The sequence below is a fragment of the Streptomyces sp. NBC_00075 genome (assembly GCF_045041225.1).
Classification (GTDB): Bacteria; Actinomycetota; Actinomycetes; order Streptomycetales; family Streptomycetaceae; genus Streptomyces; species Streptomyces adonidis.
On record NZ_CP108243.1, the window covers coordinates 10,319,225 to 10,344,318 of the forward strand.

Consider the following 25,094-nt stretch of genomic DNA (forward strand, 5'->3'; position numbering starts at 1 on the left):
CATGCCCTCATCATGACCGGCACCCGTGTGCGACGTCCAACGACGATTCCGCATCGAAATCGATCGCAATCCGTGATCGATCAAGAATGGCGATCGATGACCCGCGCGGGCTACGGTCACCGTATGCCCCAACCAGTCCTCGACATCGTGGCCCTGCGCAGCCTGACCGCGATCGCCGACCACGGCGGCTTCCATCGCGCGGCCCAGGCACTCGCCCTCAGCCAGTCCGCGGTCAGCCAGCACGTCCGCAGGCTGGAGAAGATGCTGGGCAGGCCCGTCGTCGAACGTGAGGGCCGGGGCACGCGGTTCACCCCGGAGGGCCGGCTGCTGCTGGAACAGGCGCGTCGTGTCCTCGCCGTCCACGACGAGGCCGTACGCACCCTGCTCGACGTCGACGGCGACACGATCACCCTCGGCTCCACCGAGCACGCCGCCGACCAGTTCCTGCCCCGGCTGACCGCGGCCGTCGAGGCGGTGCGCCCCGGCTGCCGGGTGCGGTTCCGGATCGACCGGTCGGCACGCCTGGTGGAGGCGGTGGAGCGCGGCAGCGTGGATGTCGCGGTGTACGTCACGGAGGCCGCGGCGACGGAGGGCACACCGGTGGGCGGCCTGCCCCTGACTTGGCACGCCCCGCCCGGCTGGGCACCCCCGGCAGCCCCCGCACCCGTTCCCCTGGTGGCGATCGAGGACCCCTGCGCGATCCGCCGCCGAGCCATCGCGACCCTCGCCGAGCAGGGCGTCCCGGCGTCGGTGGTGGGCGACGCGGGCTACCTGGCAGGCGTCCTGGACCTGGCCCGCACAGGCAGGGGAGTGGCACTCCTGGCGGCGGTGGGCCCGGCCCCGGACGGCCTCACCCCGTACAAGGACCTCCCCCCGGTCCCCCCGATCGCGATGAGCGCGTTGGCCCGCCCAGGAGCAGACCCGGCAACGGTAGAGGCCGCGTTCAAGGCGGTGAGACAACTACTGAGTTAGGCGAGAGCGCCCCTTCAGGGGCGCGGGGAACTGCGCGAGAAGCCCCACCGGCGCGCAGCGAACGAACTACCTGTCTCCCAAGGACCGTTCCAACGCGGCCCGTTGAAGCGGCAGTACCTCGTTGTGCAGCTCACGACCACGCGCCGTCAAAGCCACGCGCACCCCCCGCCGATCCTCCACACACATACTCCGCTCGACCAGCCCGTCCTTCTCCAACCGCCCGATGAGCCGGGACAACGCACTCTGGCTGAGATGAACCCGCCCGGCAATGTCCTGCACCCGGCACTCCTCGCCCGGATCGGAGGCGGCCGCCTCGGAAACCAGGACGTCGAGCACCTCGAAGTCACTCGCCCCCAGGCCGTGCGGATGCAGCGCACGATCGATCTCGCACATCGTGCGCGCATGCGCCGCCAGGATGTCCCGCCACTGGTCCGCCAGCCCCGCACCGGCCTTGTTCACTGCCATGCACCCCATGTTAATGCGTATGCATAAAAACAGGCACGCCTCAGGCGGACCCCCGCTTGATCAGCTCGGTCGGCAGGATCACCGCCGCCGGATCCTCCCCGCCGATCTGTGCGAGCAGCACCCGCACCATCTCGGCGCTGATCCGGTCGTACGGCTGTCGGATGGTCGTCAGCTGGGGCCGGGCAGCCAGCGCGGCCGAGGAGTCGTCGAAGCCGCCCACGGACACATCCCCGGGAACGGACCGCCCCGCACGCTCCAGCGCCGTCAGCACTCCCTGTGCCATGAGGTCGGACGCGACGAACACGGCGTCCAGGTCGGGGCACTGCGCCAGCAGCCGCTCCGCCCCCGCTTCCCCACTGGCCCGGCTGTAGTCGCCGGAGACGACGAGGCGCTCGTCGTACGCGATGCCCTCCTCGGTGAGGACCTCCCGGTATCCGGCGAGGCGCTCCACACCGCCCGGGGTGTCGAGCGGACCGGTCACCACGGCGATACGGCGACGGCCCAGCGACAACAGATGCCGGACCATGTCCCGGGCACCGTCTCGGTCGGCCGCCGCCACGTAGCTCACCTTGGAGCCGAGCCCGATCGGCTTGCCGCACGCGACCAGCGGTACGCCCGCCTCGCACAGCTCCTGCGCGACCGGGTCGCCGGAGTGGCTGGAGACCAGGAGCACCCCATCCACGTGACCGGCGGTGATGTACCGCGTGATGCGGCGCCGTTCGTCCTCCGTGCCGGCCAGCATCAGCAGCAGCGGGATGTCGTGCGCGGCGAGCGCCTGGGTACAACCCCGCAGCAGGACATTGAAGTTGGGGTCCTCGAAGAACCGCTCCTGAGGCTCCGTCAGCAGAAAGCCGATCGAGTCGGAACGGCCGGTGATGAGCGAGCGGGCGTGGCGGTTGACCACGTACCCCGTCTTGCGGATCGCCGCGTTCACCGCCTCCTGGGCGGTGGGGCTGACATAGTGCCCGCCGTTGAGCACGCGCGAGACGGTGCCTCGTGAGACCCCCGCCTCGCGCGCCACGTCGTGGATCGTCGGCGGTTTGCGCCGGCCCCCGGTATTGCTCATGGTCATGACTTTACGGCTCCGGACAGCAGGTCGAGGCTCCAGAACCGCTGGATGACCAGGAAGAGCGCGATGAGCGGGATGACCGCCAGGAACGCGCCGGTGATCACCAGTGTGTAGAGCGCCGGCGTGTTCGCTCCCTGTTCGAGAAGCGTGAACAGACCCAGCGTGATCGGGAACTTCTCGTCGTCGCTGAGCATGATGTAGGGGAGCAGGAAGTTGTTCCACACGGCCACGAACTGGAACAGGAAGACCGTCACGAGGCCCGGGATCATCATCGGCAGCGCGACCCTGGTGAAGATCCGCCACTCGCCCGCGCCGTCCATCCGCCCGGCCTCGACCACGTCGGCCGGCACTGCCGCGGCGGCGTAGATCCGCGCGAGGTAGACGCCGTACGGGGAGAGGACCAGCGGCAGCAGCACGGACGCGTAGGAGTCCGTGATGTCGGCCTTCGCCAGGAGCAGGTACTGGGGGATCGCGAGGATCACCGGCGGCATCAGCACACCCGCCATCAGGACGCTGAACACCGCTTCCCGGCCACGGAAACGGTAGATCGCGAGGGCGTATCCGCTGATGGCGCTCACCGCCGTCGACAGAAGGGCGCCGAGGCCGGCGTACAGGGCGGAGTTGCCCATCCACTTCCAGTAGACGCCGTCGCGGTAGGCGCTCAGCTCCTTCACGTTGTCCGTGAAGCCGCTGCCGGGCAGGAACGTGAACGTGGAGAACAGTTCGCTGCCCGACTTCGTCGCCGCGATCACCACCCACGCGACCGGCAGCAGGCAGTACAGGGCACCCAGCAGAAGCGTGATCGTCGGGACCAGGGCGATCCGGCTGCGCAGTGGCGGGCGTTGCGCGGTGCCGGGCCTGGTGCCCGTCGCCGCTTCCGCCTTGCCCACGGCAAGGGAACTCATCGTGCTGCCTCCTGCTTGTTACGGGAGTTCGCGGCCCGCAGGAAGCCGAACGACAGGACCAGCGTGACGATCGCGATGATCGTCGCCTCGGCGGCGGCCGAGTAGATGTCACCCTTGCCGAAGGCGTCCTGGTACACCTTCATCAGCGGACTCCACGTCGTGGGCACGGAGTTGGTGAGCGGTTTGAGGGTGGTCGGCTCGCTGAACACCTGGAGTGTCGCGATGATCGAGAAGAAGAAGGTCAGCACCAGCGAGGGCGCCACCATCGGGATCTTGATCCTGAGCGCGACCTGTAGCGGGGTGGCGCCGTCCAGCTTCGCCGCCTCGTACACCTCGGCCGGGATCGACCGCAGCGAGGTGTAGATGACGATCATGTTGAAGCCCGTACCGCCCCACACCGCGATGTTGGACAGGGCGAGATACAGCGGACCGCCGTCCAGCAGGTCCGGCTGTGGCATCCCCAGTTTGTCGAGGACGAAGTAGAACGGGCTGACGTCCGGCAGGTAGAGGAAGCCCCAGAGCAGCGCGGCGACGACGCCAGGGATGGCGTACGGCAGGAAGATCGCGAGCCGGGTGAAGGGCGCGAGGCGCACCTTGTCCGCGTCGAGCATCAGCGCGAAGACCAGGGCGAGACCCAGCATCACCGGGACCACGATCGCGCCGTAGCCGACCACGCGCAGCGCGCCGTCCAGCAGCTCGCTGTCGGTCAGGGCGTCGGTGTAGTTGCCGATCCCCGCCCAGACCTCCTTGCGCGCCCCTGAACCGAGGCCCAGGCCGGACACCTTCACCTTGTGGAGGCTCAGCCAGAGCGCGTAGCCGATGGGCAGCGCGAAGAACAGGGCGAAGAGGATCACCGCGGGGAGGAGGAAGGCGTACGGGGCCCCCTTGACCCCGTACGACCTCCGGCGTGCGCTGGTCACTCCGCGACTCCGAAGCCCTGCTTCTTCAGGTCGGCGACCGTGTCGTCCTGCATCGTCTTCAGGGCGGCACCGAAGTCCGACTTGTTCTTCGCGGCCGCGGCGAACGCGTCCTTGAACGAGGTGTACGCCACGTTCACGTTCGGGCCCCACGCGGAGGGCGCCGTGGTCTTCGCGATCTCGGCGGCCTTGGTGTAGAAGTCCGCCTGGTTCGAGAAGAAGTCGGGCGACTTGAGGAACGCGCCGCTGAGCTGGGCGCCCGAGGCGGCCGGGTAGATCCCGCCCTCCTTGGCGAGCGCGGCCAGCGCGTCACGGTCGGTGTTCAGCCATGCGGCGAACTTCGCGGCGGCCGACTTGTGGCTCGAGTCGGTGGTGACGGCGGTTGAGGAGCCGCCCCAGCTGCCCGTCACGTCCTCGGAGACCGACCACTGGGGGAGCGGGGCCATGGCCCACTTGCCCTTGGTGTCCGGCGCGGCCGTCGTCAGCGTGCCCGGCGCCCACACCGCGCTGACCCACGCGATCTGCTTGCCGGTGTTCAGCGCCTTGTTCCAGGCCGGGGTGTACATCGGCTGGTTGTCTATGGCGTCCTCCTTGACGAGGTCGCCCCAGAACTTCGCGACCTTCTGGGTCGCCGCGTCGTCGATACCGACCTTCCACTTCTCGCCGGAGGTCGTCCACCACTTGGCGCCGGCCTGCTGGGCGAGGCCCGCGAAGAGACCGGAGTCGTTGGCGGAGAAGGTGGTGAGGTCCTTGTCCGGGGCCTTCTTCTTCAGGTCACGGGCGGTCTGGGCGAACTCCTCCCAGGTCGTCGGGACCTTCAGGCCGTACTGCTTGAAGAGGTCCTCGCGGTAGTAGAACATCATCGGCCCGATGTCCTGCGGCACCGCGTACACCGCGTCCGTGCCCAGCGTCGTCTGCTGCCAGACTCCGTCGGCGAAGTCCTTCTTCGCGTCGCCGACCTCGCCCGAGATGTCGGCGAGCGCGTCATTGCTGACCAGCGTCGGCAGCGCCTGGTACTCGGCCTGGACCAGGTCCGGCGCCTTCTTGGCCTTGTGCGCGGTGAGGATCTTGGTGACCAGGGTGTCGCCGGACGCCTGCTTCTTCACCGTGACGGTGATCTGCTGCTCCTTGCCCGGCCCCTTGTTCCACAGGTCGACGACCTTGTCCATGCCGGGCGTCCAGGTCCAGTACGTCAGCGACACCGGGCCCGACTGGGCGTCGCTGTCGTCGTCGGACCCGCATGCGGCGAGTGTGGTGGCGCCGAGCGTGACGGCGACCGCGGTTGCCACGAGGCGCCACTGCTTCGTGTTCGGCATGGAACGTTCTCCCCTGACCATGGGGCTCCCGCCTGCTGCGAAAGCCCGCCATGCTTCTGTGAGCGTTCACAGTAGAGAAACATCCTGGACACTTGTCAATGGTTGTTGCCATGAGGTTATCTAGGCCCCGCGCTGCTAAAGCTGTGTGTGCACGTTCCCAAGATACGTTCCAGAGCGACAGACCGATCGGGAGACAATCCATGCCGGAGACCACCCCCACGGGCCTCACCAGGCTGGCCTTCGGCGGGGACTACAACCCCGAGCAGTGGCCGGAAAGCGTCTGGCAGGAAGACGTCCGGCTGATGCGCGAGGCCGGCGTCACGATGGTCAGCGTCGGAATTTTCTCGTGGGCCCTGCTGGAGACCGCGCCCGGGGTGTACGACTTCGGCTGGCTCGACCGGCTCCTGGACCTCCTGCACGAGAACGGCATCCGCGCCGACCTCGGTACGCCCACAGTGGCCCCGCCGGCCTGGTTCTACCGCGAGCACCCGGAGGCCCTGCCGGTCACCCCGGAAGGCGTGCGCTACGAGTTCGGCTCCCGCGCCGCGATCTGCCACAGCAACGCCGACTACCGGGCCGCCGCAGCCAACATCACCACGAAGCTCGCCGAGCGCTACGGTGCCCACCCGGCCCTCGCCATGTGGCACGTCCACAACGAGTACGGCGTCCCGGTCTCGGCCTGCTACTGCGACTCCTGCGCCGCCCACTTCCGCCGCTGGCTGGAGACGACGTACGAGACCGTCGACGGCGTCAACGAGGCCTGGGGAACGGCCTTCTGGGGCCAGCGTTATGCCACCTTCGAGCAGATCAACCCGCCGCGTGCCACCCCCACGGTCGGCAACCCGGGCCAGGCGCTGGACTACAAGCGGTTCGCCGACGCCACCATGCGCGAGAACTTCGTGAGGGAGCGGGACATCCTGCACCGCCTCGCGCCCGGCATCCCGGTCACCACCAACTTCATGACCGCGCTCAGCCAGTGCGACTCCGTCGACTACTGGGCCTGGGGCCGCGAGGTCGACATCGTCACCAACGACCACTACCTGATCACCGACGGCCGCCGCACCCACGTCAACCTGGCGATGGCCGCCGACCTCACCCGTTCCGTCGGCGGCGGCGCCCCCTGGATCCTCCTGGAGCACTCCACCTCGGGCATCAACTGGCAGCCCCGCAACCCCGCGAAGGCACCGGGCCAGATGGCCCGCAACTCCCTCGCCCACGTGGCCCGCGGCTCCGAGGGCGCGATGTTCTTCCAGTGGCGCCAGTCCCGGCGCGGCGCCGAGAAGTTCCACTCGGCGATGCTCCCGCACGGCGGCACGGAGACCCGCGTCTGGCACGAGGTCGTCGAACTCGGCGCCTCCCTCGACTCGTTGGCCCCGATCCGCGGCACCCGCACGGTCGCCGATGTGGCCGTCCTGTGGGACTGGCACTCCTGGTGGGCGCAGAACCTCCAGTGGCGCCCCAGCGAGGACCACGACCCGCGCGAGCGCGCCGACGCCTTCTACGAGGCCCTGTACGACCGCCACCTCACGGTCGACTTCGCCCACCCGGAAGCCGACTTGTCGGCCTATCCCCTTGTCGTCGTACCCGCCCTGTACCTGATGACGGAGGCCGCCGGGAACAACCTCAAGGAGTACGTCGAGAACGGCGGCACCCTCGTCGTCTCGTACTTCTCCGGCATCGTCGACGAGCACGACGCCGTGCACGACGGCCCCTACCCGGGCGCCCTGCGCGACGTACTCGGCCTGACCGTCGAGGAGTTCTCGCCGCTGCTCCAGGGCGACACCGTACGCATCACAGGACCCGACGGCTCCGAGCTGACCGGCGACGTCTGGACCGAGTTCGTCGTCCCGCGCGGCGCCGAGACCGTGTGGACCTACGCCGACGGACTCACCGCCGACCAGCCGGCCGTCACCCGCCACCGCCTCGGCGAGGGCACCGCCTGGTACGTCTCCACCCGCCTCGACGCCCACGGCCTGGACGCCCTGCTCGGCTGGGCCACCGAGGACGCCGACCTCGCACCCCGCGCAGACCTCCCGCACGACGTCGAACTCGTCCGCCGCACGGGCGAGTCCGGCACCTACCTGTTCGCCGTCAACCACACCACGTCGGACGCCAAGGTGCCCCTGGAGTCACCCGGCACCGAACTGCTGACCGGCGAACGAGCCTCGGGCCGCCTCGCGCTGCCCGCCGGAGCCGTCCGGGTCGTACGACTCGACAGCTGAGTTCGGAAGCCGATTCCGGCGACCGAGTTCGCGACGGCTGAGCCGCAAGTTCCCCTCCGCCCGTGCGTGCCACGAGAGCCGCGGGCGGAGGGGCCCTCCTTCCCCTCGGGAGGGACACCCCCAACCCATCACGTCGAAGGGACGACGGACGACGATGTTCCATCCCAGACGCACACCCGGCCGCACCACCAGGGGCGCACTCAAGGCCCTGCTGCTTCCGCTCGCCGCGGGCCTCGCCCTCACCGCCCTCCCCGCCACCTCAGCGCAGGCGGCCAGCACCCTCACCAACGGCGGCTTCGAGGCCGACGGTGCGGGCGCGGCAGTCCCCAACGGCTGGTCGGAGTACGGCAGTACGGGTGCCTCGTACGTGGAGTCCGGTGGCCACGGCGGCAGTTACCGCCTGTCCCACTACTCCGCCTCCGCCTACAAGGTGGAGACCTACCAGTACCTGTCCGGGCTGACCAACGGCAACTACAAGCTCACCGCGTGGGTGCGCTCGGGCGGCGGCCAGAACTCCGCCTACATAGCCCTGAAGAACTGCGGCAGTTCGGAACAGCGCACCGACCTGCCCGTCTCCGCGAGCGGGTGGATCCGGATCGTCGTGCCGATCGCGGTGACGAACAACCAGTGCACGATCAGCATCAACTCCGATGCCAACGCGGGCAACTGGATCAACGTCGACGACCTGACCTTCGCCTCCGGCACCGGCGGGCTGTCGATCAAGGGCGCAGACATCTCCTCCCTCCCCAAGAGCGAGGCGCTGGGCGGTACTTACAAGACCAGCGGCGGGACGACGAGCGACGCGCTCACCGTCCTCAAGAACTCCGGCATGAACTACGCGCGCGTCAAGGTGTGGGTCAACCCGGCCGACGGCTACAACAACAAGACACGCGTCCTCGCCATCGCCAAGCGCATCAAGGCGCAGGGCATGAAGCTCCTGGTCGACTTCCACTACTCGGACATCTGGGCCGACCCGGGCGCCCAGTCCAAGCCGGCCGCCTGGGCCGGACACTCGTACAGCCAGTTGAAGACGGACGTCTACAACCACACGTACGACGTGCTCAACGCCCTCAAGTCCCAGGGCACCACCGCCGACATGGTCCAGGTCGGCAACGAGATCAACGGCGGCATGCTGTGGTCCGAGGGCTCGACCGACAACTGGTCGCAGCTCGCCGGGCTGCTCAACTCCGGCTACGACGCGGTCAAGGCGGTCAACTCCGGTACGACCGTCGCGCTGCACCTGGCCAAGGGCGGCGACCTGTCGGGCACCCGCTGGTGGTTCGACAGCGCGGTCTCCAACGGCGTGAAGTTCGACGTCATCGGCCTGTCGTACTACGGCTACTGGCACGGTTCGCTCTACGACTTCCAGACCACCCTGGACGACGCGGCCTCCCGCTACGGCAAGCCGGTGTACGTCGCCGAGACGGCCTACCCCTTCCGTCTCGACAGCGAGGACTCGCACGAGAACATCATCGACCTGAGCAGTGAACTGGTCTCCGGTTACCCGGCGTCCACGGCCGGGCAGTCGGCCTGGTTCCGGGACATCCTGAACATCGTGGAGGCCGTGCCGAACGGCCGCGGTCTCGGCGTCTTCTACTGGGAGGCGACCTGGACCGCGGTCACCGGCAACGGCTGGGACCCCACGGACTCCTCCTCCGGCAACGGCTGGGAGAACCAGGCCCTGTTCGGCTACGACGACAAGGCGCTCCCCGCGATGACGTGGTTCAGCCACCGCTGAGCCCGAAGTGACAGGGGCCCGGACACCTGAGGGGGGTGTCCGGGCCCCTGCGCGTTGATGTGCAAGGGCTTGCTCGAACTCACGTACGTGACGAGGAGGGTTCGACCTCGGCCAAGAGGTGCGAAGCCCCGGACGTGGCGGCCCTGTCTGCGGGACATTGGGAAGTGCGGCACGCGGTGACCGGGACGAGGAGGCGCGATGCTGAAGAGACCGGGGGGCGGGCAACGCCTGGAGATCCTGGAGTGGCTCAAGGATCCGGCCGCGCACTTTCCGGCCCAGCGGCACGGGGATCCGGTCGAGGACGGGGTCACGGCTGCGGCCGTGGCCGCGAAACTCGGGGTTCCGCGCTCTGTCGCCCATAGCCATCTGGGGCTGCTGGCGGGGATCGGGGCGGTTCGTACCAAGCGGATTCGGTGGCGGACGTTTTATCGGCCTGACGAGGTGCGGATTGCTGAGGTGGCTCGGATGTTCGAGAAGGGGTGGTGAATGGGTTGGTTGAGTTGGCTGCGGGCCGGTGGGGGCTGGTCGCGCAGTTCCCCGCGCCCCTTTCGGGGCGCTCACCGTAGCCCGGATACCGAGTGCAGCCCTCGCATCCCCGGCGTTACCCTGCTGACCTGCCGTGACTCTCGTTCGCGGCGGTGAGTAGGAGTTGTACGAGCATGACCGCCCCCGCCACCCCCGTTCTGCGCGGTCAGGCGCCCGTCGTCGCCGTGGTCGCGGTCGGTGGTGCGATCGGTGCCTGTGCCCGGTACGGGGCCGCCCTCGTTTGGCCTGCGCACAGGGGCGGATTCCCCTGGACCACCTTCTGGGTCAACGTCGTGGGCTGTGCCGTGATCGGCGTGTTCATGGTCGTCGTCACGGAGATCCGGGCCGTTCACCCCCTCGTACGGCCCTTCTTCGGTACCGGTGTGCTCGGGGGGTTCACCACCTTCTCGACGTACGCCGTCGACATCCAGAAGCTGGTCGAGCACGGTCGTCCCGGCACCGGGTTCGCCTACCTCGCCGCCACCCTCCTCGCTGCCCTCGCCGCCGTGACGCTCGCCGCGACCGCCACCCGGCGGGTCCTGAAGGGTAAGAAGTCGTTGTGAACTGGCTGCTCGTGATCGCGGGCGGAGTGGTCGGCGCGCCCCTCCGGTATCTCACCGACCGGGTGGTCCGGTCCCGGCACGACACCGCCTTCCCCTGGGGCACCTTCGCCGTCAACATCACCGGCTGTCTGATCCTCGGTCTGCTCACCGGCGCCGCCCCGGGCCAGCACCTCCAGCTGCTCCTGGGCACGGGGTTCTGCGGTGCGCTGACCACGTACTCGACCTTCTCGTACGAGACCCTGCGGCTGGCCGAGGACGGGGCCGGTCTCCTCGCCGCCGCCTATGTGACGGTGAGCGTGGTGGCCGGACTCGGGGCCGCCTTCGCGGGCGTCTGGCTGGGTGGGGCCTTGTAGGGGGTCGGGAGGGGGTCCGGGTCTTGCCGGCGTGTAGTAGGACTGGCCGCCGCAGCCCGCCCGCCCCCAGCAGAACTGGATTCCATGAGCGCCATCTCCGTCGGTCAGGCCGTCGTCCTCGGAGCCGTCGAGGGGGTGACCGAGTTCCTGCCGGTCTCCTCGACCGGCCATTTGAAGATCACCGAGGGGCTGATGAACATCCCCGTCGACGACGACGCCGTGGTCGGGTTCTCGGCCGTGATCCAGGTCGGCGCGATCGCCGCCGTGTTCGTGTACTTCTTCAAGGACATCGTCCGGATCGTGTCCGCGTGGGGGAGGGGCCTCGTCAACCGTGACGAGCGGCACCACCACGACTACAAGTTCGCCTGGTGGGTCATCTGCGCCACGGTCCCGATCGTCGTCGTGGGCCTCGCCGCCAAGCCGCTGATCGAGGGGCCGCTGGCCTCGCTGTGGGTGGTCGCCGCCTCGCTGATCGTCGGGAGCGGGGTGATGTGGGTCGCGGACCAGATGGGCCGGCACAAGCGCGGCGAGGACGACACGTCGTTCAAGGACGCGATGCTGGTGGGCAGTTCACAGATCCTCGCCCTGCTCTTCCCCGGCTTCTCCCGCTCCGGCGCCACGATGTCGACGGCGCTCATCCTCGACCTCGACCGGGTCGCCGCCACCCGGCTCTCCTTCTTCCTCGGCATCCCCGCCCTGACCGGCGCCGGGCTGTACGAGCTGAAGGACGCCCTGGGTGCGGGGGTGGGCGTCGCGCCGCTGGCCGTCGGCACGGCGGTCTCCTTCGTCGTCGCCTACGCCTCCATCGCCTGGCTGCTGAAGTTCGTCGCCAAGCACTCCTTCAACGCGTTCGTGATCTACCGGATCGTTGTCGGGGTGCTGCTGCTGGGGCTGCTCGGGGCGGGCGTACTGAACTGAGCGTTCAGGGTCAGCCGGAACCGCTCGTGCGTCCGGCCGGGGTCACGGGGGCGCGGCGAACGCTCTCCCGTGGGCTGGAACCCCATGCGCAGGTAGAGGTCTCGCGCGGCCGTGTTGCCGTCCACCACCGTCAACGAGACCGAAGCGGCACCGCGCCGAGCCGCGTGCTCGACAGCCGCGTCGATCAAAGCTTCCCCCACGCCCCGACCGCGCCAGGACGGAGCCACCCACATCGCGTCGAGCCGGCGTTCGTCCCCGGACGGCGCCGGTGGCGCCACCAACGCGACGACGCCCACCGCCTCCTCCGCGGCCCGGGCCAGGAACCAGTCGCCGACCAGGATCCGCCGACGCCAGAACACCTCGTCCCGCGCGCTCTCCTCGGCCAGGGTGGCACCGAACGCGTCGGCGTCCACCTCCAGTGCCCGCAGACGCACCGCCTTGAGCGCGGCCCAGTTCTCGTCGCCCACCCGTTCGACCCTCAACATGCCCATATGGTCGTGGTATCCGGGCAAGGACCTCCACGGATTTTCCCGCCGAGAGCTGCCTCAAGCTGCCTCCGTACCCGGAGTGTGAGGCGGTCCCGGGCCGCACACCCTTGACAGCCCCCTCCCGTCACCCGCAGGATCACCCCCGTGAACCTGTCAGACAGCCAGACAGGTGGCTCGGTGCCGCGGCGCGTCAGCGCGATGGAAGCGGTCCTCGGTCATCTGCGCAGCGCCATCGAGCGCGGAGACTACGCCGTGGGGGACAAGCTCCCCTCCGAGGCCGAGCTGTGCCGGCGCCTGGAGGTGAGCCGGCCCGTGCTGCGGGAGGCCCTGCGGGCCCTTCAGACCATGGGCCTGACCGTCTCCCGTACCGGCAAGGGCACCTTCGTGGTGTCCAGCACCGTCGAGGACCCCACCTTCGGCGACTACGCGGCCAGCGACCTCCTCGAAGTCCGCCGGCACGTCGAGATCCCGGTCGCCGGCTACGCGGCCGTACGACGTACGCCCGAGGACCTCGACCACCTTGCCCATCTGCTCGACCGCATGGAGCACGAGACCGACACGACCGCGTGGGTCGCCATGGACACCCTCTTCCATCTGGCCGTGGCGCAGGCCGCCCAGAACCCGGTGTTCCGCCGGGTGATCGAGGAGATCCGGGACGCGCTGGCCCGGCAGTCGGCCTTCCTGAACGAGCTGGGCGGCCGGCGCGAGCAGTCCAACCGCGAGCACCGGGCGATCGTCGAGGCCCTGATCGACCGCAGTGAGGACGACGCGGTGGACGCCATGTCCCACCACCTCGACCGGGTCTCCCGGACCCTCACCGACATCGTGCGCCCCGCGCACACGGACACTCCCCACGAGACATCCCCGGAAGGCGGAACCGACGCGTGAGCGAGCAATCCCTCCAAGACGGTACGGAGCACAAAAAGGCCGTTCACGTCGACGCCGGTGACGCGGGCTACAGCAAGTCGCTGAAGGCCCGGCACGTCAACATGATCGCCATCGGCGGTGCCATCGGCACCGGCCTGTTCCTCGGCGCGGGCGGCCGACTGGCCGACGCCGGCCCGTCCCTCTTCATCGCCTACGCGGTCTGTGGCGTCTTCGCCTTCCTCGTCGTCCGGGCACTGGGCGAACTCGTCCTGTACCGGCCCTCCTCCGGCGCGTTCGTGTCGTACGCCCGTGAGTTCCTGGGCGAGAAGGGCGCGTACATCGCGGGCTGGATGTACTTCCTGAACTGGGCCACCACCGGCATCGCCGACATCACCGCGGTGGCCCTCTACACCCACTACTGGGGCCTGTTCTCCGACATCCCGCAGTGGGTGCTCGCGCTGATCGCCCTGGCGGTCGTCCTCACCGTGAACCTGATCTCGGTGAGGATGTTCGGCGAAATGGAGTTCTGGTTCGCCATCATCAAGGTCAGCGCCCTCGTCGTCTTCATGCTGATCGGCATCTTCCTGCTGGTCACCCAGCACGAGGTCGACGGCACCACCCCCGGCCCGTCCCTGATCACCGACAACGGCGGCGTCTTCCCCAACGGCCTGCTGCCCATGCTGCTGATCATCCAGGGCGTCGTCTTCGCCTACGCCTCCGTCGAACTCGTCGGTGTCGCGGCGGGCGAGACCGAGAACCCCGAGAAGATCATGCCGAAGGCGATCAACTCGATCATGTGGCGTGTCGGCCTCTTCTACGTCGGCTCGGTCCTCCTCCTCTCGATGCTGCTGCCGTGGAACAAGTACACGTCCGGCGAGAGCCCCTTCGTGACCGTCCTGTCCAACATCGGTATCCCGGCGGCCGGCGGCGTGATGAACCTGGTCGTCCTCACGGCGGCCATGTCGTCCCTCAACTCGGGCCTGTACTCAACCGGCCGCATCCTGCGCTCCATGGCGATGTCCGGCTCCGCGCCGAAGTTCACCGGCAACATGAGCCGCAGCCAGGTCCCGTACGGGGGCATCCTGCTCACCAGCGGTTTCTGCGTACTCGGTGTCGGCCTGAACTTCGTCGTCCCCGCCGACGCGTTCGAGATCGTGCTGAACTTCGCCGCGATCGGCATCCTCGCCACCTGGGGCATGATCATGATCTGCCACCTGGTGTTCTGGCGGAAGACCGAGAACGGCGAGCTGACCCGCCCGAGCTACCGCCTCCCCGGCTCCCCGTGGACCGAACTCGTGACGCTGGCCTTCCTCGCCTCCGTCCTGGTCCTGATGTACGCCGACGGCGGCGCCGGCCGCACCACCGTGCTGTGTCTCCCGCTGATCGCCGGGGCACTGGTCGCGGGCTGGTACGGCGTCCGAGCCCAGGTGGCCCGCAAGGCCGCCGAAGGCAACCCTTCCACCCCCTCCACCCCGTCCACCGGATCCAACGGGTCGGCCGGAGCCGACGCGTGAACCACGCAGTGATGCAGGATGCAGTAATGCAGGAAGCAGCGCAGACAGCCATGTACGGCAGTTCCCTCTCGGACGCTCCCGCGATCCGCGAACCCCTCCACTCTCCCGTCGCGCACCTCGTGCGCGGCGGGGTCATCGAGGGCATCCACTACGGCTCCGTCGTCGTCCTCGGCGCCGACGGACAGGTGGAGTTGCAGGTCGGCGACATCGAGGCGGCCTTCTATCCGCGCTCGGCCCTGAAGCCGGTCCAGGCGGTGGCGATGCTGCGGGCGGGCCTGCCTCTCGACGGCGAACTGCTGTCCCTGACCGCCGCCAGTCACTCCGGCGAGGAACGCCACCTGGCAGGCGCCCGCCGCATCCTGGAACTCGCCGGTCTCACCGAGGACGACCTGCGCAACGTGTCGGACCTGCCGTTCGACCCGGTCGTCCGGGACACCTGGATACGCGAGGGCCGACCGCCCTCCCGCCTCGCCCAGAACTGCTCCGGCAAGCACGCGGCCATGCTCTACACCTGCAAGCTCAACGGCTGGCCCCTCGACACCTACCTCGACCCCGCCCACCCCCTCCAGCAGGCGATCGCCGAGATCGTCGAGGACCTCACCGGCCAGCGCATCGCCCAGGTGACCGTCGACGGCTGCGGCGCACCCCTCTTCTCCATCTCCCTGCATGGCCTCGCCCGTGCCGCCGCCCGGATCACCACCGCCGCCCCGGACACCCCGGAGGCGCTGGTCTCGGACGCGATGCGCGACCACGCCGAGATGGCCTCCGGGTCCGGCCGGGACGTGGCCGCGCTGATGCGGGCCGTGCCCGGGCTGCTCAGCAAGGACGGTTTCGAGGGCGTTCAGGTCGCCGCACTGCCGGACGGGCGTTCCGTCGCGGTGAAGATCGCCGACGGGGCGAATCGGGCGCGTGTTCCGGTGACGGCGGCGGCGCTCGTGCGGGCCGGGGTCGCGGAGTCGGCGCTCGCTGAGTTCGCGGGCGAGGCGCTGCTGGGCGGTGGGCAGGAGGTCGGACGGGTCCGACCGGTCCGCGCGCTCGATCCGGTGGCGCGTCGATAGGGGGCCGCGCGGAATCCTTTTTTCGCCCCCGCCGCCCTTACCCGTTCCCATCCTTCTGGGGGCTGCCGCCCCCAGACCCCCGCTGTCGGCCTGAACGGCCTCGTCCTCAAACGCCGGACGGGCTGGAGGGCGGAGGTGCGGCGGGTGGGTGGGAAAGTCGCGCTGAACATGCTCGTCCTCAAACGCCGGACGGGCTGAAATGCCCCAGCCCCTCTCACGAAAGCAGGCCCGCCCCACCATGACCGCAGCAGCCCAGCGCAGCGCCGCCGCAGTCCATCGCAGTGAACACGATCTGCTCGGTGACCGTGATGTTCCCGTCGAGGCGTACTGGGGTGTCCACACCCTGCGTGCCACGGAGAACTTCCCCATCACCGGCATGACCATCTCCGCCTACCCGCACCTCATCGACGCCCTCGCCGCCGTCAAGGAGGCCGCAGCCCTCGCCAACGAGGAACTCGGCCTCCTGGAGCCGAAGAAGGCCGCCGTGATAGTCGAGGCGTGCCGGGAGATACGGGACGGCAGGCTGCACGACCAGTTCGTGGTGGACGTGATCCAGGGCGGGGCCGGCACCTCGACGAACATGAACGCCAACGAGGTCGTCGCCAACCGGGCGTTGGAGCTGCTGGGCCACGAGAAGGGCCAGTACCAGCACCTGCACCCCAACGAGGACGTCAACCTCGGCCAGTCGACCAACGACGTCTACCCGACCGCCGTCAAGGTCGCGACCGTCTTCGCGGTGCACGAACTGCTCAAGGCGATGGCCGTGCTCCAGGACGCCTTCGCCCGCAAGGCGGTTGAGTTCCGCGACGTGCTGAAGATGGGCCGTACGCAGCTCCAGGACGCGGTACCGATGACGCTCGGGCAGGAGTTCTCGGCGTACGCCGTGATGATCGAGGAGGACCGCAGCCGTCTCGCCGAGGCGGTCGAGCTGATCCACGAGATCAACCTCGGCGCCACCGCCATCGGTACGGGCCTCAACGCGCCCGCCGGATACGCCGAGTCGGCCCGCCGCCACCTTGCCGAGATCACCGGCCTCCCGCTGGTCACCGCCGCCAACCTGGTCGAAGCCACCCAGGACTGCGGGGCGTTCGTCCAGATGTCGGGGGTCCTGAAGCGGATCGCGGTCAAGCTGAGCAAGAGCTGCAACGACCTGCGCCTGCTGTCCTCCGGGCCGCGCGCGGGCCTCGGCGAGATCAACCTGCCGCCGGTGCAGGCGGGTTCGTCGATCATGCCCGGCAAGGTGAACCCCGTGATCCCCGAGGTCGTCAACCAGGTCGCCTTCGAGGTGATCGGCAACGACGTCACGATCACGATGGCCGCGGAGGCGGGCCAGCTCCAGCTCAACGCCTTCGAGCCGATCATCCTGCACTCCCTCTCCGAGTCCATCACCCACCTGCGCACCGCCTGCCTCACACTCGCCGAGCGCTGCGTCGACGGCATCACCGCCAACACCGAGGCACTGCGCGCGAGCGTCGAGAACTCCATCGGCCTGGTCACCGCCCTCAACCCCCACATCGGCTACACGGCCGCCACCGACATCGCCAAGGAGGCCCTCGCCAGCGGCCGAGGCGTAGCCGAACTGGTCCTGGAGAAGGGCCTGCTACCGGCGGAACGCCTCGCGGAGCTACTCCGCCCGGAGAACGTGGCGGGCACGGGCGCGGCAAGGTAACCGGCCTACGGTGCAGCCGGGGCGCGTAGCGCGCCCCTCAGGGGCGCGGGGAACTGCGCGACCAGCCCCCACCGGGCCGCAGATTCATCACTACCGCCCCAACGAAGCGCCCAGCACACACAAACGCGCATCAGGACCTGCCCGGAGGGACAATGGCGATCATGGCATCCGCACCGTCGCCCCCGACCTTCCAGCCGGTCCTGGACCGCATCGCCGAGGAGATCGCCCGCACCCCGGGATGCGGGCGCCCCGCCGACTACATCCCTGCCCTCGCGTCGCAAGACCCCCGCAGCTTCGGCATGGCCGTCGCCGAACTCGACGGCACGGTGTACGGCGTGGGGGACTGGCGGCAGCCGTTCTCCGCACAGTCCGTCACCAAGGTGTTCACCCTCGCCCTCGACCTGGCCCGCGAGGGCGACGAACTCTGGGAGCACGTGGGTCGCGAACCCTCCGGGAACCCCTTCAACTCCCTGATCCAGCTGGAGTACGAGAACGGCATCCCGCGCAACCCGTTCATCAACGCGGGCGCGCTCGTCGTCACCGACCGCCTGCACACCCGTACCGGCGACGCGGCCGGCGCGCTCCTCGACTTCCTGCGCGCGGAGTCGGGCAACCCCGGCCTCACCTTCGACAAGGAGGTGGCCGCCTCCGAGGCCGGACGCGGTCACCGCAACGCGGCCCTGGGCCACTTCATGGCCTCGTACGGCAACATCGACAACCCGGTACCGGACCTGCTGGAGCAGTACTTCCGCCAGTGCTCCATCGAGGCGTCCTGCGCCGATCTGGCCCTCGCGACCGGCTTCCTGGCCCGCCACGGCGTCCGCGCCGACGGCACCCGCCTCCTGACCCGCAGCCAGGCCAAACAGATCAACGCCATCATGCTGACCTGCGGCACCTACGACGCGGCAGGCGACTTCGCCTACCGAGTGGGCCTCCCCGGCAAGAGCGGGGTCGGCGGCGGCATCATCGCCGTGGTCCCCGGCCGCTGCACGCTGTGCGTCTGGAGCCCCGGCCTGGACGAGAGGGGCAACTCGGTAGCAGGCGTCACAGCGCTGGCCCGCTTCACCACACTGACGGGAGTGTCGGTGTTCTGATCGGTTCGAGTGATCTGAGGGAACATCTCAATGCCCTGCGGGAGACGTGCCCTGTCTTCAGGGGCGCGGGGAACTGCGCGACAAGCCCCCACCGGGCCCGCACCCGACACTCAACCCCCAGAGATCACCCGCCAGTAACTCCCAGGTCCCCACCCGGAGAGCACTCCTTAGCCTCCCGGCCACCCACGATTGACACCCTGACCGAGTGTTGGCCAAGGCTCTCCCCATCAACCTCCCCCGCTGCCAGGCCACAGGCCTGATCGGCACCGCCTGCCTCGCCCTGGGAGGCGAGACCGCCGGCGCCCTCCCCGTACGAGAACTCATCGCCCCCTCGACGGGCCGGGCGGCGCTGGGCCTCGTCGGTGTCTACTTCGGCGTCGTCCTCCTGATCGCCGCCTGGACCATGCTCGGCAAACTGGTCCGCAGCCAGGACCCGCCCACCGTACGGTCCCTGATGCTCGTGCTCGTCGTCTGGGCGGCCCCGCTGCTCCTCGCCCCGCCCCTCTTCAGCCGTGACGTGTACAGCTATCTCGCCCAGGGCGCGATGGTCGAGGCGAACATGGACGTGTACACGCACGGCCCGGCCCTGCTCGGCGGCCCGCTCGCCGCCGAGGTCGCCCCGGTGTGGCAGCAGACCGGCGCCCCGTACGGCCCCGTGTTCCTCGCCGTCGCGTCCGGGCTCTCCGGACTGACCCGGGGCGAGATACCCGCCGGCCTCTTCGGCATGCGGCTGGTCGCGCTGCTCGGCGTGGCCCTGATGGCGGCGGCCCTGCCCCGCCTCGCCCGGCACAGCGGCGCCGACCCGGCCGCCGCACTCTGGCTCGGCGCCCTCAACCCGCTGGTCCTGCTGCACCTGGTGGCCGGCGCCCACAACGACGCGATCATGCTCGGGCTGCTCGGCGTCGGCCTGGTCACGGCGCTGGGCCGCTGGCCGGTCCTGGGCGCCGTACTCGTCACACTCGCCGCCCTCGTCAAGGCACCCGCGCTGCTCGGCCTCGCCGCGGTCGTGGCCCTCCAGATCCGCGCGGGCCGCAGCCCGCTCCGGGCGGTACTGACCACGGCGGGCGCGGCAGCCGCCACCACCGTGGCCGTCACCACGCTGGCCGGTACCGGGTACGGCTGGATAGGCGCCCTCAAAACCCCGGTGTCACCCCAGAACTGGGCCCTCACCAGCCTCCTCGGCCGCGCCACGGCCGCCGTGCTCACGGAGATCGGCAGCGACCTCGCGCCGCTCGCCGTGCCGGCCTGGCATCTGCTCGGCATCGCGCTCACCGCCCTCGCCGTTGCCCACATATGGCTGCGCCGCCCACGCCTCAGCCCGGTCTACGCACTCGGCCTGAGCCTGGCCGTCGTGGTCGTCCTCGGCCCGGCGATCCGGCCCTGGTACGCCCTGTGGGCCCTGTTCCTCATCGCCGCCGCCGCGCCCAGCAGTTCGGTACGGCGGCGGCTCGCGGCCGTCACGGGAGTCGTCGCGCTCCTCGCCCTGCCCAGCGGCGCGCCCGCCGGCACCGAGGAACTGGTCCTGGCGGTCTCCGGCGGCGCGCTGGCCGTCGTCGTCCTCTGGCAGGCCCACCAGGCGGCCCAGGCACCCCTGCGGGAGAGCACGGTATGAGCATCAGCACTGTCAGACTGCCCCGCACCGACCGGGGACGGCTCCTCCTGGTGCTCGCCCTCGCCGTCGCGGTGACCGTGTTCACGGCGACCGTGCCCCTGCTGCGCGGCTGGTTCGACCTGCGCGTCTACTACGGAACCATCGACACCTGGGTCCACCACGGCGGCCGGATCTACGACTACCGGGTGCCCGGTACGACGTACGGCTTCACCTATCCGCCGTTCGCCGCCGTCAGCATGCTGCCGATGGCACTCCTCGGACTGCACGCCGCCATCACCGCCGCGCTGCTGCTCAACCTGGCGGCGCTCGGCGCGGTGGTGTGGATGACGGCCGGGCCGGTGCTGCGCCGCCACGGCTGGTACGGCTGGGCCCTGACCGGCTGCGCGCTGGCCCTGTTCGAACCCGTTCGCGACACCTTCAGCTTCGGCCAGGTGAACCTCGTCCTGCTGGCCCTCGTCCTCGTCGACGCCTGGCTGCTGACGACCGGCAGGGCGCGCTGGGCGGGCATCGGGATCGGGCTCGCCGCCGCCATCAAGCTGACGCCCGCCCTCTTCATCGGGCTGCTGCTGCTCGCCGGGCGGCGACGGGCCGCCGGGGTCGCGACGGCCGTCGCCGGTGCGGCCACCGGCCTCGCGGTCTGGATCGCGCCGGACGCCTCCCGCTTCTACTGGGGCGAGGCGCTGTGGGACACCCAGCGCATCGGCAGGCTCGCGTACGTCTCCAACCAGTCGCTCCAGGGTGTGCTGGCGCGGCTGGCCGTGCCGGGCGAACCGAGCCGCGCCGTATGGCTGGTGGTGGTTCTGGTCGTCCTCGTGGTCTGGGCGTGGCGGGCCCGGCGGGCCGTCGTGGTGGGGGACTGGTGGGCCGCGTTCGCCCTCACCGGGCTGACCGCCTGTCTGGTCAGCCCGATCACCTGGGTGCACCATCTCGTCTGGCTGCTCCCGTCGTTCGCCGTCCTCCTGCGCACCGGGCACGCGCGCGTGGCGGGCGCCCTGTACGCGGTGCTGTGCACGAGCGTGGTGTGGCTGTGGTTCGACGACGCGTCCGGCGTCGACGGGTTCATCGGCGGCAGCGCGTACGTCTGGGTCACCCTCGGGCTGCTGCTGTGGCTGCCGGTGGACGGCGCCGATCAGGCCCGCCGTACGCCCGCGATCCGCAGCGCCAGCGACACCGCTGCGGCCCCGAGCACGGCCGCACCCACGATCGTCCAGGTCTCCGGCCAGCCAGGCCCGGTCCCGGACGTCACGGTGGCGGCCACCGGGACCGAGCGCGGCGCCTGCGGACCGGCCTGCGGTACGGGCCGTGAGACGGCCAGCGAGCCGACGGGATCGACGCGTCCGGCGGCCCCGAAGCCCCAGTCGAGCAGCGAGCGAGCCTCCTCGTAGACGGCGTACCCGCCGCCCTCCTGAGGGTTCATCACCGTGACGACCAGAGTGCGCTCGCCCCGGCGCGCGGCGGCGACCAGCGTGTTGCCCGCCTTGCTGGTGTAGCCGTTCTTGACACCGACGACGCCGGGGTAGCGCCCGACGCCGTCGGCACCGGTCAGCAGCCGGTTGGTGTTCTGGATCTCGTACGACCAGCCGCCCCCGCCGGGGAACTTCGCCCGCGCGGTGCCGCAGTAGTCGGCGAAGTCGGCGTTGTGCAGTCCGGCCCGTCCGAACACCGCGAGGTCGTACGCCGACGACACCTGCCCCGACGCGTCGTACCCGTCGGGAGACCGTACGTGCGTGTCGCGGGCGCCCAGGGAGCGGGCCTTGGCCTGCATCCGGGCGGCGGTCTCGCGCCAGCCGCCGCTCATGGCGGCCAGGACGTGCACGGCGTCGTTCCCGGAGTTGAGGAACACGCCCCGCCACAGGTCGGCGACCCGGTACGTACGCCCCGCCGCGACCCCGACCAGACTGCTGCCGGCCCCGATGCCCGCCAACTCGTCCTCCGTGACCTTGTGCCGCAGGCCCGCGGGCAACGTCGGCAGCACGGTGAGGGCGAAGAGCGTCTTGAGCGTGCTGGCCGGGGGCAGCTTGCGGTGCGCGTTGTGCGCGGCGAGCACGTCACCGGTGCGGGCGTCGGCCACCAGCCAGGACAGTGCGGACACGTCCCGGGGGAGGCGGGGTGCGCCGGGACGGAGGCGGGCGTGTGTGCCTGTGCGGTACAGCAGCTGGGCGTCCGCCGTCGGCGGCGTGGTCTGCGTGGTTGCGTCGGCGGTGGCGCGGGCGGATGCCGGGGCCGGTGCGAGGGCCAGTACGCCCGTCGCGCACAGCGCACAGCAGGAGACGGCGACGCGAGAAGAGAATCTGATCGTCATACCGCAAACGTAGGAACGGATGTGCGGTACGGGGTGGTGCCGGGGCCGAGGGCTGGGCCCTAACACCCGGATGCGCTAGCGCTCCGCTGGGTGGGGCCGCTTTTTGGCCGCGGGTCGGTGGGGGCTGGTCGCGCAGTTCCCCGCGCCCCTGTCGGGGGCGCTGCGCGGCCCCCGACTTCAGCCGGTCGTGGGCAGTGTCGGCTGGATTCGGCGCAGGAAGGTCGCGTTGTCGGGGGTGTCGCGCAGGCGTTCCAGGAGGGTCTCCATGGCCGACTGGCCGTCTCGCGTCTGGAGGACCCGTCGCAGGCCCTGTGCGGTCGTCAACTCGGCCGGGGGCAGCAGGAGTTCCTCGCGGCGGGTGCCGGACGGGACGATGTCGACGGCCGGGAACACGCGCCGGGACGCCAGCTCGCGGCTGAGTCGCAGCTCCATGTTGCCGGTGCTCTTCAGCTCCTCGAAGAAGAAGTCGTCGGCGCGCGAACCCGTCTCCACCAGGGCGGTGGCGAGGATGGTCAGCGAACCGCCCTCCTCGGCGAGGCGCGCCGCGCCGAACAGCCGCTTCGGTCCGTGCAGCGCGGCGGCGTCGACACCGCCGCTGAGCGTACGGCCGCCGGAGGCCGCCGCGTTGTTGTGGGCGCGGCACAGCCGGGTGAGGGAGTCCAGGAGGATGACGACGTCCTCGCCCGCCTCGACGAGCCGCTTGGCCCGCTCGATGACGAGTTCGGCGAGGGCGATGTGCTGCTTGGGCGCCTTGTCGAAGGTCGAGGCGTACACCTCGCCGCGTACGGAGCGCCGCATGTCGGTGACCTCCTCGGGGCGCTCGTCGAGCAGCACCACCATCAGGCGGCACTCGGGGTGGTTGCCGGCGACGGCCGCCGCGATCTGCTGGAGCAGTACGGTCTTGCCGGTCTTGGGCGGGGCCACGATCAGCCCGCGCTGGCCCTTGCCGACGGGCGTGACCAGGTCGGCGACGCGTCCGGCGAGTCCGGCGGCCGGGTGTTCGAGGCGGAGCCTCTCACGCGGGTGCAGCGGGGTGAGGTCTCGGAAGTGACGACGGCCGCGCAGCTCTTCGGGCGTACGGCCGTTGACCAGCCCGACCTCGGTCAGGGCGCGCTGGGCACCGCGGGCGCCGGCGACGAGGTCGCCCTTGCGCAGGCCGTACCGGCGGATCAGCGCCGGGGAGACCTGGAGGTCGGTGGGGGAGGGCAGGCAGCTGTCGGCGGCCCGCAGGTATCCCTTCCCGTTGCCGTCGATGTCGAGGACACCGGTCGCGACGCGGGTCGGGGGCAGTTGTTCCACAGGGGGGTGTTCGAGTGTGGTGGTCATGAGACTGGGTCCTTTCAAGGACGGAGACGCATGCCGCATGAGGCACGCGGAGACAGAGAGGAAGGGGGAGAGGCCGCTGGAACTGAGCGCGCCGAACGCGCTACGGGCGGCGGAAGAGCCGATGCGCCGGTCGGAAACCGACGGGCGGGTCAGCGAGAGTGAGAATGAACTGGCACCGGCGCCCAAGACAGGGCGTACACAAGTGCTGTGGGCACCGTACCACACGATGCACGGCCACGGCTGTGAGGTGTGACTCAGCGGCTCGACGCCCGCCGAGGTGCGGACGCGCCCCCGACTCCACTGCCCGCATACCTGCCATACGAACCCCCGATGGACCTGAAGCGACGCATTTCTTGTTCTGCCCAATGGCCGTACCTACGCTTCCACCACCGCACTCCGGCGGTACGGGACAAGGGACATGGCAACCATGGGTCGACTGGCCGGGAAAATCGCTTTCATCAGTGGAACGGGGGCCGGAATAGGTCGCGCCGCGGCCCTCGTATTCGCCGCGGAAGGCGCCACGGTATTCGGCTGCGACCTGGACGAGGCGAACGCGTCCGAAACCGTCGAACTCGTCGAGAAGGCCGGCGGAACCATGAAGTCCCTTGCCCCCGTGGACCTCTCCACCGAAAGCGGCGCCCGGGAATGGATCGAGGCGGGCCTGGCGGCCTTCGGCGGGATCGACATCCTCTACAACAACGCCTCCGCACTGCGGAACGGGCCGTTCGACACCCAGCCCGTCGAGGACTGGTACTTCACCATCCGCAACGAACTGGACATCCCCTACTTCTGTACACGCGCGGCCTGGCCGCACCTGATCGCGCGCGGCGGCGGAGTCGTCCTCAACGTGGCCTCCGTGGCCGCCGTACGCGGGGCGCCCTTCATGCCGATGGTGCCGCACGGGGCCGCCAAGGGCGGGGTGCTGGCGATGAGCAAGCACCTGTGCGCGGCCGGCGCCCCGCACCACATCCGCGTCAACACCATCGCCCCCGGCATGACCCGCACCTCGGCCACCGCCCCCTTCCTCGACGATCCGGACGGCCCCCGGGCCCAGTTGGAGGCCCGTATCCCCGTCGGGCGGGTCGGCGAACCGGAGGACATCGCCCGGGCCGCGGCCTTCCTCTGCTCCGACGAGGCGGCCTTCGTCAACGGCGCCAACCTCATGGTCGACGGCGGCGACAGCGCGATGGCGGGCTGAGCG

22 protein-coding genes and 1 pseudogene are annotated in these 25,094 nt (G+C 70.1%); 15 read left to right on the forward strand and 8 right to left on the reverse strand.

Annotated elements, in window-relative coordinates; all coding sequences use genetic code 11:
* Window positions 1-123: 123 nt before the first annotated feature.
* Complete coding sequence (locus tag OG787_RS45150) at window positions 124-972, forward strand: LysR family transcriptional regulator (RefSeq protein ID WP_405539251.1); 849 nt, start codon at window positions 124-126, stop codon at window positions 970-972.
* A gap of 66 nt (window positions 973-1,038) precedes the next feature.
* On the opposite strand, the gene OG787_RS45155 is transcribed toward OG787_RS45150, so the two are convergent.
* From OG787_RS45155 to OG787_RS45175, 5 genes are read right to left on the reverse strand one after another with little or no spacing between them, the layout of a single operon-like run.
* Window positions 1,039-1,437: a MarR family winged helix-turn-helix transcriptional regulator gene (locus OG787_RS45155; RefSeq protein WP_369031877.1), complete on the reverse strand. Its 399-nt coding sequence runs from the start codon at window positions 1,435-1,437 to the stop codon at window positions 1,039-1,041.
* A gap of 40 nt (window positions 1,438-1,477) precedes the next feature.
* On the reverse strand, window positions 1,478-2,509 hold the full coding sequence (locus tag OG787_RS45160; protein ID WP_405539252.1) for a LacI family DNA-binding transcriptional regulator: 1,032 nt from the start codon (window positions 2,507-2,509) through the stop codon (window positions 1,478-1,480).
* On the reverse strand, window positions 2,506-3,411 hold the full coding sequence (locus OG787_RS45165; protein ID WP_369031875.1) for a carbohydrate ABC transporter permease: 906 nt from the start codon (window positions 3,409-3,411) through the stop codon (window positions 2,506-2,508). The genes OG787_RS45160 and OG787_RS45165 overlap by 4 nt, the downstream gene beginning before the upstream one ends.
* Window positions 3,408-4,331, reverse strand: a complete 924-nt coding sequence (locus OG787_RS45170) for a carbohydrate ABC transporter permease (protein ID WP_369031874.1) — start codon at window positions 4,329-4,331, stop codon at window positions 3,408-3,410. The genes OG787_RS45165 and OG787_RS45170 overlap by 4 nt, the downstream gene beginning before the upstream one ends.
* Entirely contained in the window at window positions 4,328-5,644 is a 1,317-nt protein-coding gene (locus tag OG787_RS45175) for an ABC transporter substrate-binding protein (RefSeq protein WP_369031873.1), read from the reverse strand. Before OG787_RS45175 ends, OG787_RS45170 begins: the two co-directional genes overlap by 4 nt.
* Before the next feature lie 200 nt (window positions 5,645-5,844).
* On the opposite strand from OG787_RS45175, the gene OG787_RS45180 reads away from it, so the two are divergent.
* From OG787_RS45180 to OG787_RS45205, 6 genes are all read left to right on the forward strand, one after another.
* On the forward strand, window positions 5,845-7,866 hold the full coding sequence (locus tag OG787_RS45180) for a beta-galactosidase (protein ID WP_405539254.1): 2,022 nt from the start codon (window positions 5,845-5,847) through the stop codon (window positions 7,864-7,866).
* A 154-nt stretch (window positions 7,867-8,020) separates the two neighbouring features.
* A complete protein-coding gene (locus OG787_RS45185; RefSeq protein ID WP_405539255.1) occupies window positions 8,021-9,604 on the forward strand; it encodes a glycosyl hydrolase 53 family protein in 1,584 nt (527 codons plus the stop codon).
* A 198-nt stretch (window positions 9,605-9,802) separates the two neighbouring features.
* Window positions 9,803-10,090, forward strand: coding sequence for an ArsR family transcriptional regulator (locus OG787_RS45190; protein ID WP_369031870.1), 288 nt, complete (start codon window positions 9,803-9,805; stop codon window positions 10,088-10,090).
* A gap of 173 nt (window positions 10,091-10,263) precedes the next feature.
* Complete coding sequence (gene crcB / locus OG787_RS45195) at window positions 10,264-10,692, forward strand: fluoride efflux transporter CrcB (protein WP_369031869.1); 429 nt, start codon at window positions 10,264-10,266, stop codon at window positions 10,690-10,692.
* Complete coding sequence (gene crcB, locus OG787_RS45200; RefSeq protein ID WP_369031868.1) at window positions 10,689-11,045, forward strand: fluoride efflux transporter CrcB; 357 nt, start codon at window positions 10,689-10,691, stop codon at window positions 11,043-11,045. Before crcB (OG787_RS45195) ends, crcB (OG787_RS45200) begins: the two co-directional genes overlap by 4 nt.
* A gap of 84 nt (window positions 11,046-11,129) precedes the next feature.
* Window positions 11,130-11,963, forward strand: coding sequence for an undecaprenyl-diphosphate phosphatase (locus tag OG787_RS45205; RefSeq protein ID WP_405539256.1), 834 nt, complete (start codon window positions 11,130-11,132; stop codon window positions 11,961-11,963).
* Here OG787_RS45205 and OG787_RS45210 read toward each other — a convergent pair.
* A complete protein-coding gene (locus OG787_RS45210) occupies window positions 11,903-12,448 on the reverse strand; it encodes a GNAT family N-acetyltransferase (protein ID WP_405539257.1) in 546 nt (181 codons plus the stop codon). The genes OG787_RS45205 and OG787_RS45210 overlap by 61 nt on opposite strands.
* 201 nt (window positions 12,449-12,649) lie before the next feature.
* Here OG787_RS45210 and OG787_RS45215 point away from each other — a divergent pair, with 201 nt between their 5' ends.
* The 7 genes from OG787_RS45215 (at window position 12,650) to OG787_RS45245 (ending at window position 21,650) form a co-directional block, all read left to right on the forward strand.
* Window positions 12,650-13,339, forward strand: coding sequence for a FadR/GntR family transcriptional regulator (locus OG787_RS45215; protein WP_369032004.1), 690 nt, complete (start codon window positions 12,650-12,652; stop codon window positions 13,337-13,339).
* Window positions 13,336-14,832, forward strand: a complete 1,497-nt coding sequence (locus tag OG787_RS45220; RefSeq protein WP_405539258.1) for an amino acid permease — start codon at window positions 13,336-13,338, stop codon at window positions 14,830-14,832. Before OG787_RS45215 ends, OG787_RS45220 begins: the two co-directional genes overlap by 4 nt.
* A 50-nt stretch (window positions 14,833-14,882) precedes the next feature.
* The gene (locus OG787_RS45225; protein WP_405540770.1) at window positions 14,883-15,890 is read left to right on the forward strand and encodes an asparaginase; all 1,008 of its coding nucleotides are present in this window, start codon (window positions 14,883-14,885) and stop codon (window positions 15,888-15,890) included.
* A 238-nt stretch (window positions 15,891-16,128) separates the two neighbouring features.
* Complete coding sequence (gene aspA, locus OG787_RS45230) at window positions 16,129-17,559, forward strand: aspartate ammonia-lyase (RefSeq protein ID WP_369029878.1); 1,431 nt, start codon at window positions 16,129-16,131, stop codon at window positions 17,557-17,559.
* Window positions 17,560-17,711: 152 nt separating this feature from the next.
* Window positions 17,712-18,653: a glutaminase gene (locus OG787_RS45235; protein WP_369029877.1), complete on the forward strand. Its 942-nt coding sequence runs from the start codon at window positions 17,712-17,714 to the stop codon at window positions 18,651-18,653.
* A gap of 205 nt (window positions 18,654-18,858) precedes the next feature.
* Window positions 18,859-20,265 (forward strand): polyprenol phosphomannose-dependent alpha 1,6 mannosyltransferase MptB, encoded by a 1,407-nt coding sequence (mptB, locus tag OG787_RS45240; RefSeq protein ID WP_405539259.1) that lies wholly within the window; start codon window positions 18,859-18,861, stop codon window positions 20,263-20,265.
* Complete coding sequence (locus tag OG787_RS45245; protein ID WP_405539261.1) at window positions 20,262-21,650, forward strand: glycosyltransferase 87 family protein; 1,389 nt, start codon at window positions 20,262-20,264, stop codon at window positions 21,648-21,650. Before mptB ends, OG787_RS45245 begins: the two co-directional genes overlap by 4 nt.
* 83 nt (window positions 21,651-21,733) lie before the next feature.
* Here OG787_RS45245 and OG787_RS45250 read toward each other — a convergent pair.
* Window positions 21,734-22,567 (reverse strand): annotated as a pseudogene (locus OG787_RS45250) (D-alanyl-D-alanine carboxypeptidase family protein); the annotation flags it as partial.
* A gap of 177 nt (window positions 22,568-22,744) precedes the next feature.
* The gene (rho, locus tag OG787_RS45255; protein ID WP_405539262.1) at window positions 22,745-23,893 is read right to left on the reverse strand and encodes a transcription termination factor Rho; all 1,149 of its coding nucleotides are present in this window, start codon (window positions 23,891-23,893) and stop codon (window positions 22,745-22,747) included.
* A 418-nt stretch (window positions 23,894-24,311) separates the two neighbouring features.
* On the opposite strand from rho, the gene OG787_RS45260 reads away from it, so the two are divergent.
* Window positions 24,312-25,091 carry an SDR family NAD(P)-dependent oxidoreductase gene (locus OG787_RS45260; RefSeq protein WP_405539264.1) on the forward strand — a complete coding sequence of 260 codons (780 nt, stop codon included), beginning with the start codon at window positions 24,312-24,314 and terminating at the stop codon, window positions 25,089-25,091.
* The last annotated feature ends 3 nt before the right edge of the window (window positions 25,092-25,094 follow it).

Bases quoted from the DNA above. Each gene is read 5' to 3' on its own strand.
- OG787_RS45160 (WP_405539252.1), bottom strand. From the start codon at position 2,509: ATGACCATGAGCAATACCGGGGGCCGGCGCAAACCGCCGACGATCCAC.
- OG787_RS45205 (WP_405539256.1), top strand. From the start codon at position 11,130: ATGAGCGCCATCTCCGTCGGTCAGGCCGTCGTCCTCGGAGCCGTCGAG.
- crcB (WP_369031869.1), top strand. From the start codon at position 10,264: ATGACCGCCCCCGCCACCCCCGTTCTGCGCGGTCAGGCGCCCGTCGTC.
- aspA (WP_369029878.1), top strand. From the start codon at position 16,129: ATGACCGCAGCAGCCCAGCGCAGCGCCGCCGCAGTCCATCGCAGTGAA.
- OG787_RS45180 (WP_405539254.1), top strand. From the start codon at position 5,845: ATGCCGGAGACCACCCCCACGGGCCTCACCAGGCTGGCCTTCGGCGGG.
- OG787_RS45215 (WP_369032004.1), top strand. From the start codon at position 12,650: ATGGAAGCGGTCCTCGGTCATCTGCGCAGCGCCATCGAGCGCGGAGAC.
- OG787_RS45175 (WP_369031873.1), bottom strand. From the start codon at position 5,644: ATGCCGAACACGAAGCAGTGGCGCCTCGTGGCAACCGCGGTCGCCGTC.
- OG787_RS45185 (WP_405539255.1), top strand. From the start codon at position 8,021: ATGTTCCATCCCAGACGCACACCCGGCCGCACCACCAGGGGCGCACTC.
- OG787_RS45150 (WP_405539251.1), top strand. From the start codon at position 124: ATGCCCCAACCAGTCCTCGACATCGTGGCCCTGCGCAGCCTGACCGCG.
- OG787_RS45260 (WP_405539264.1), top strand. From the start codon at position 24,312: ATGGCAACCATGGGTCGACTGGCCGGGAAAATCGCTTTCATCAGTGGA.
- OG787_RS45225 (WP_405540770.1), top strand. From the start codon at position 14,883: ATGTACGGCAGTTCCCTCTCGGACGCTCCCGCGATCCGCGAACCCCTC.
- OG787_RS45235 (WP_369029877.1), top strand. From the start codon at position 17,712: ATGGCGATCATGGCATCCGCACCGTCGCCCCCGACCTTCCAGCCGGTC.
- OG787_RS45165 (WP_369031875.1), bottom strand. From the start codon at position 3,411: ATGAGTTCCCTTGCCGTGGGCAAGGCGGAAGCGGCGACGGGCACCAGG.
- OG787_RS45190 (WP_369031870.1), top strand. From the start codon at position 9,803: ATGCTGAAGAGACCGGGGGGCGGGCAACGCCTGGAGATCCTGGAGTGG.
- OG787_RS45210 (WP_405539257.1), bottom strand. From the start codon at position 12,448: ATGTTGAGGGTCGAACGGGTGGGCGACGAGAACTGGGCCGCGCTCAAG.
- OG787_RS45245 (WP_405539261.1), top strand. From the start codon at position 20,262: ATGAGCATCAGCACTGTCAGACTGCCCCGCACCGACCGGGGACGGCTC.
- rho (WP_405539262.1), bottom strand. From the start codon at position 23,893: ATGACCACCACACTCGAACACCCCCCTGTGGAACAACTGCCCCCGACC.
- OG787_RS45155 (WP_369031877.1), bottom strand. From the start codon at position 1,437: ATGGCAGTGAACAAGGCCGGTGCGGGGCTGGCGGACCAGTGGCGGGAC.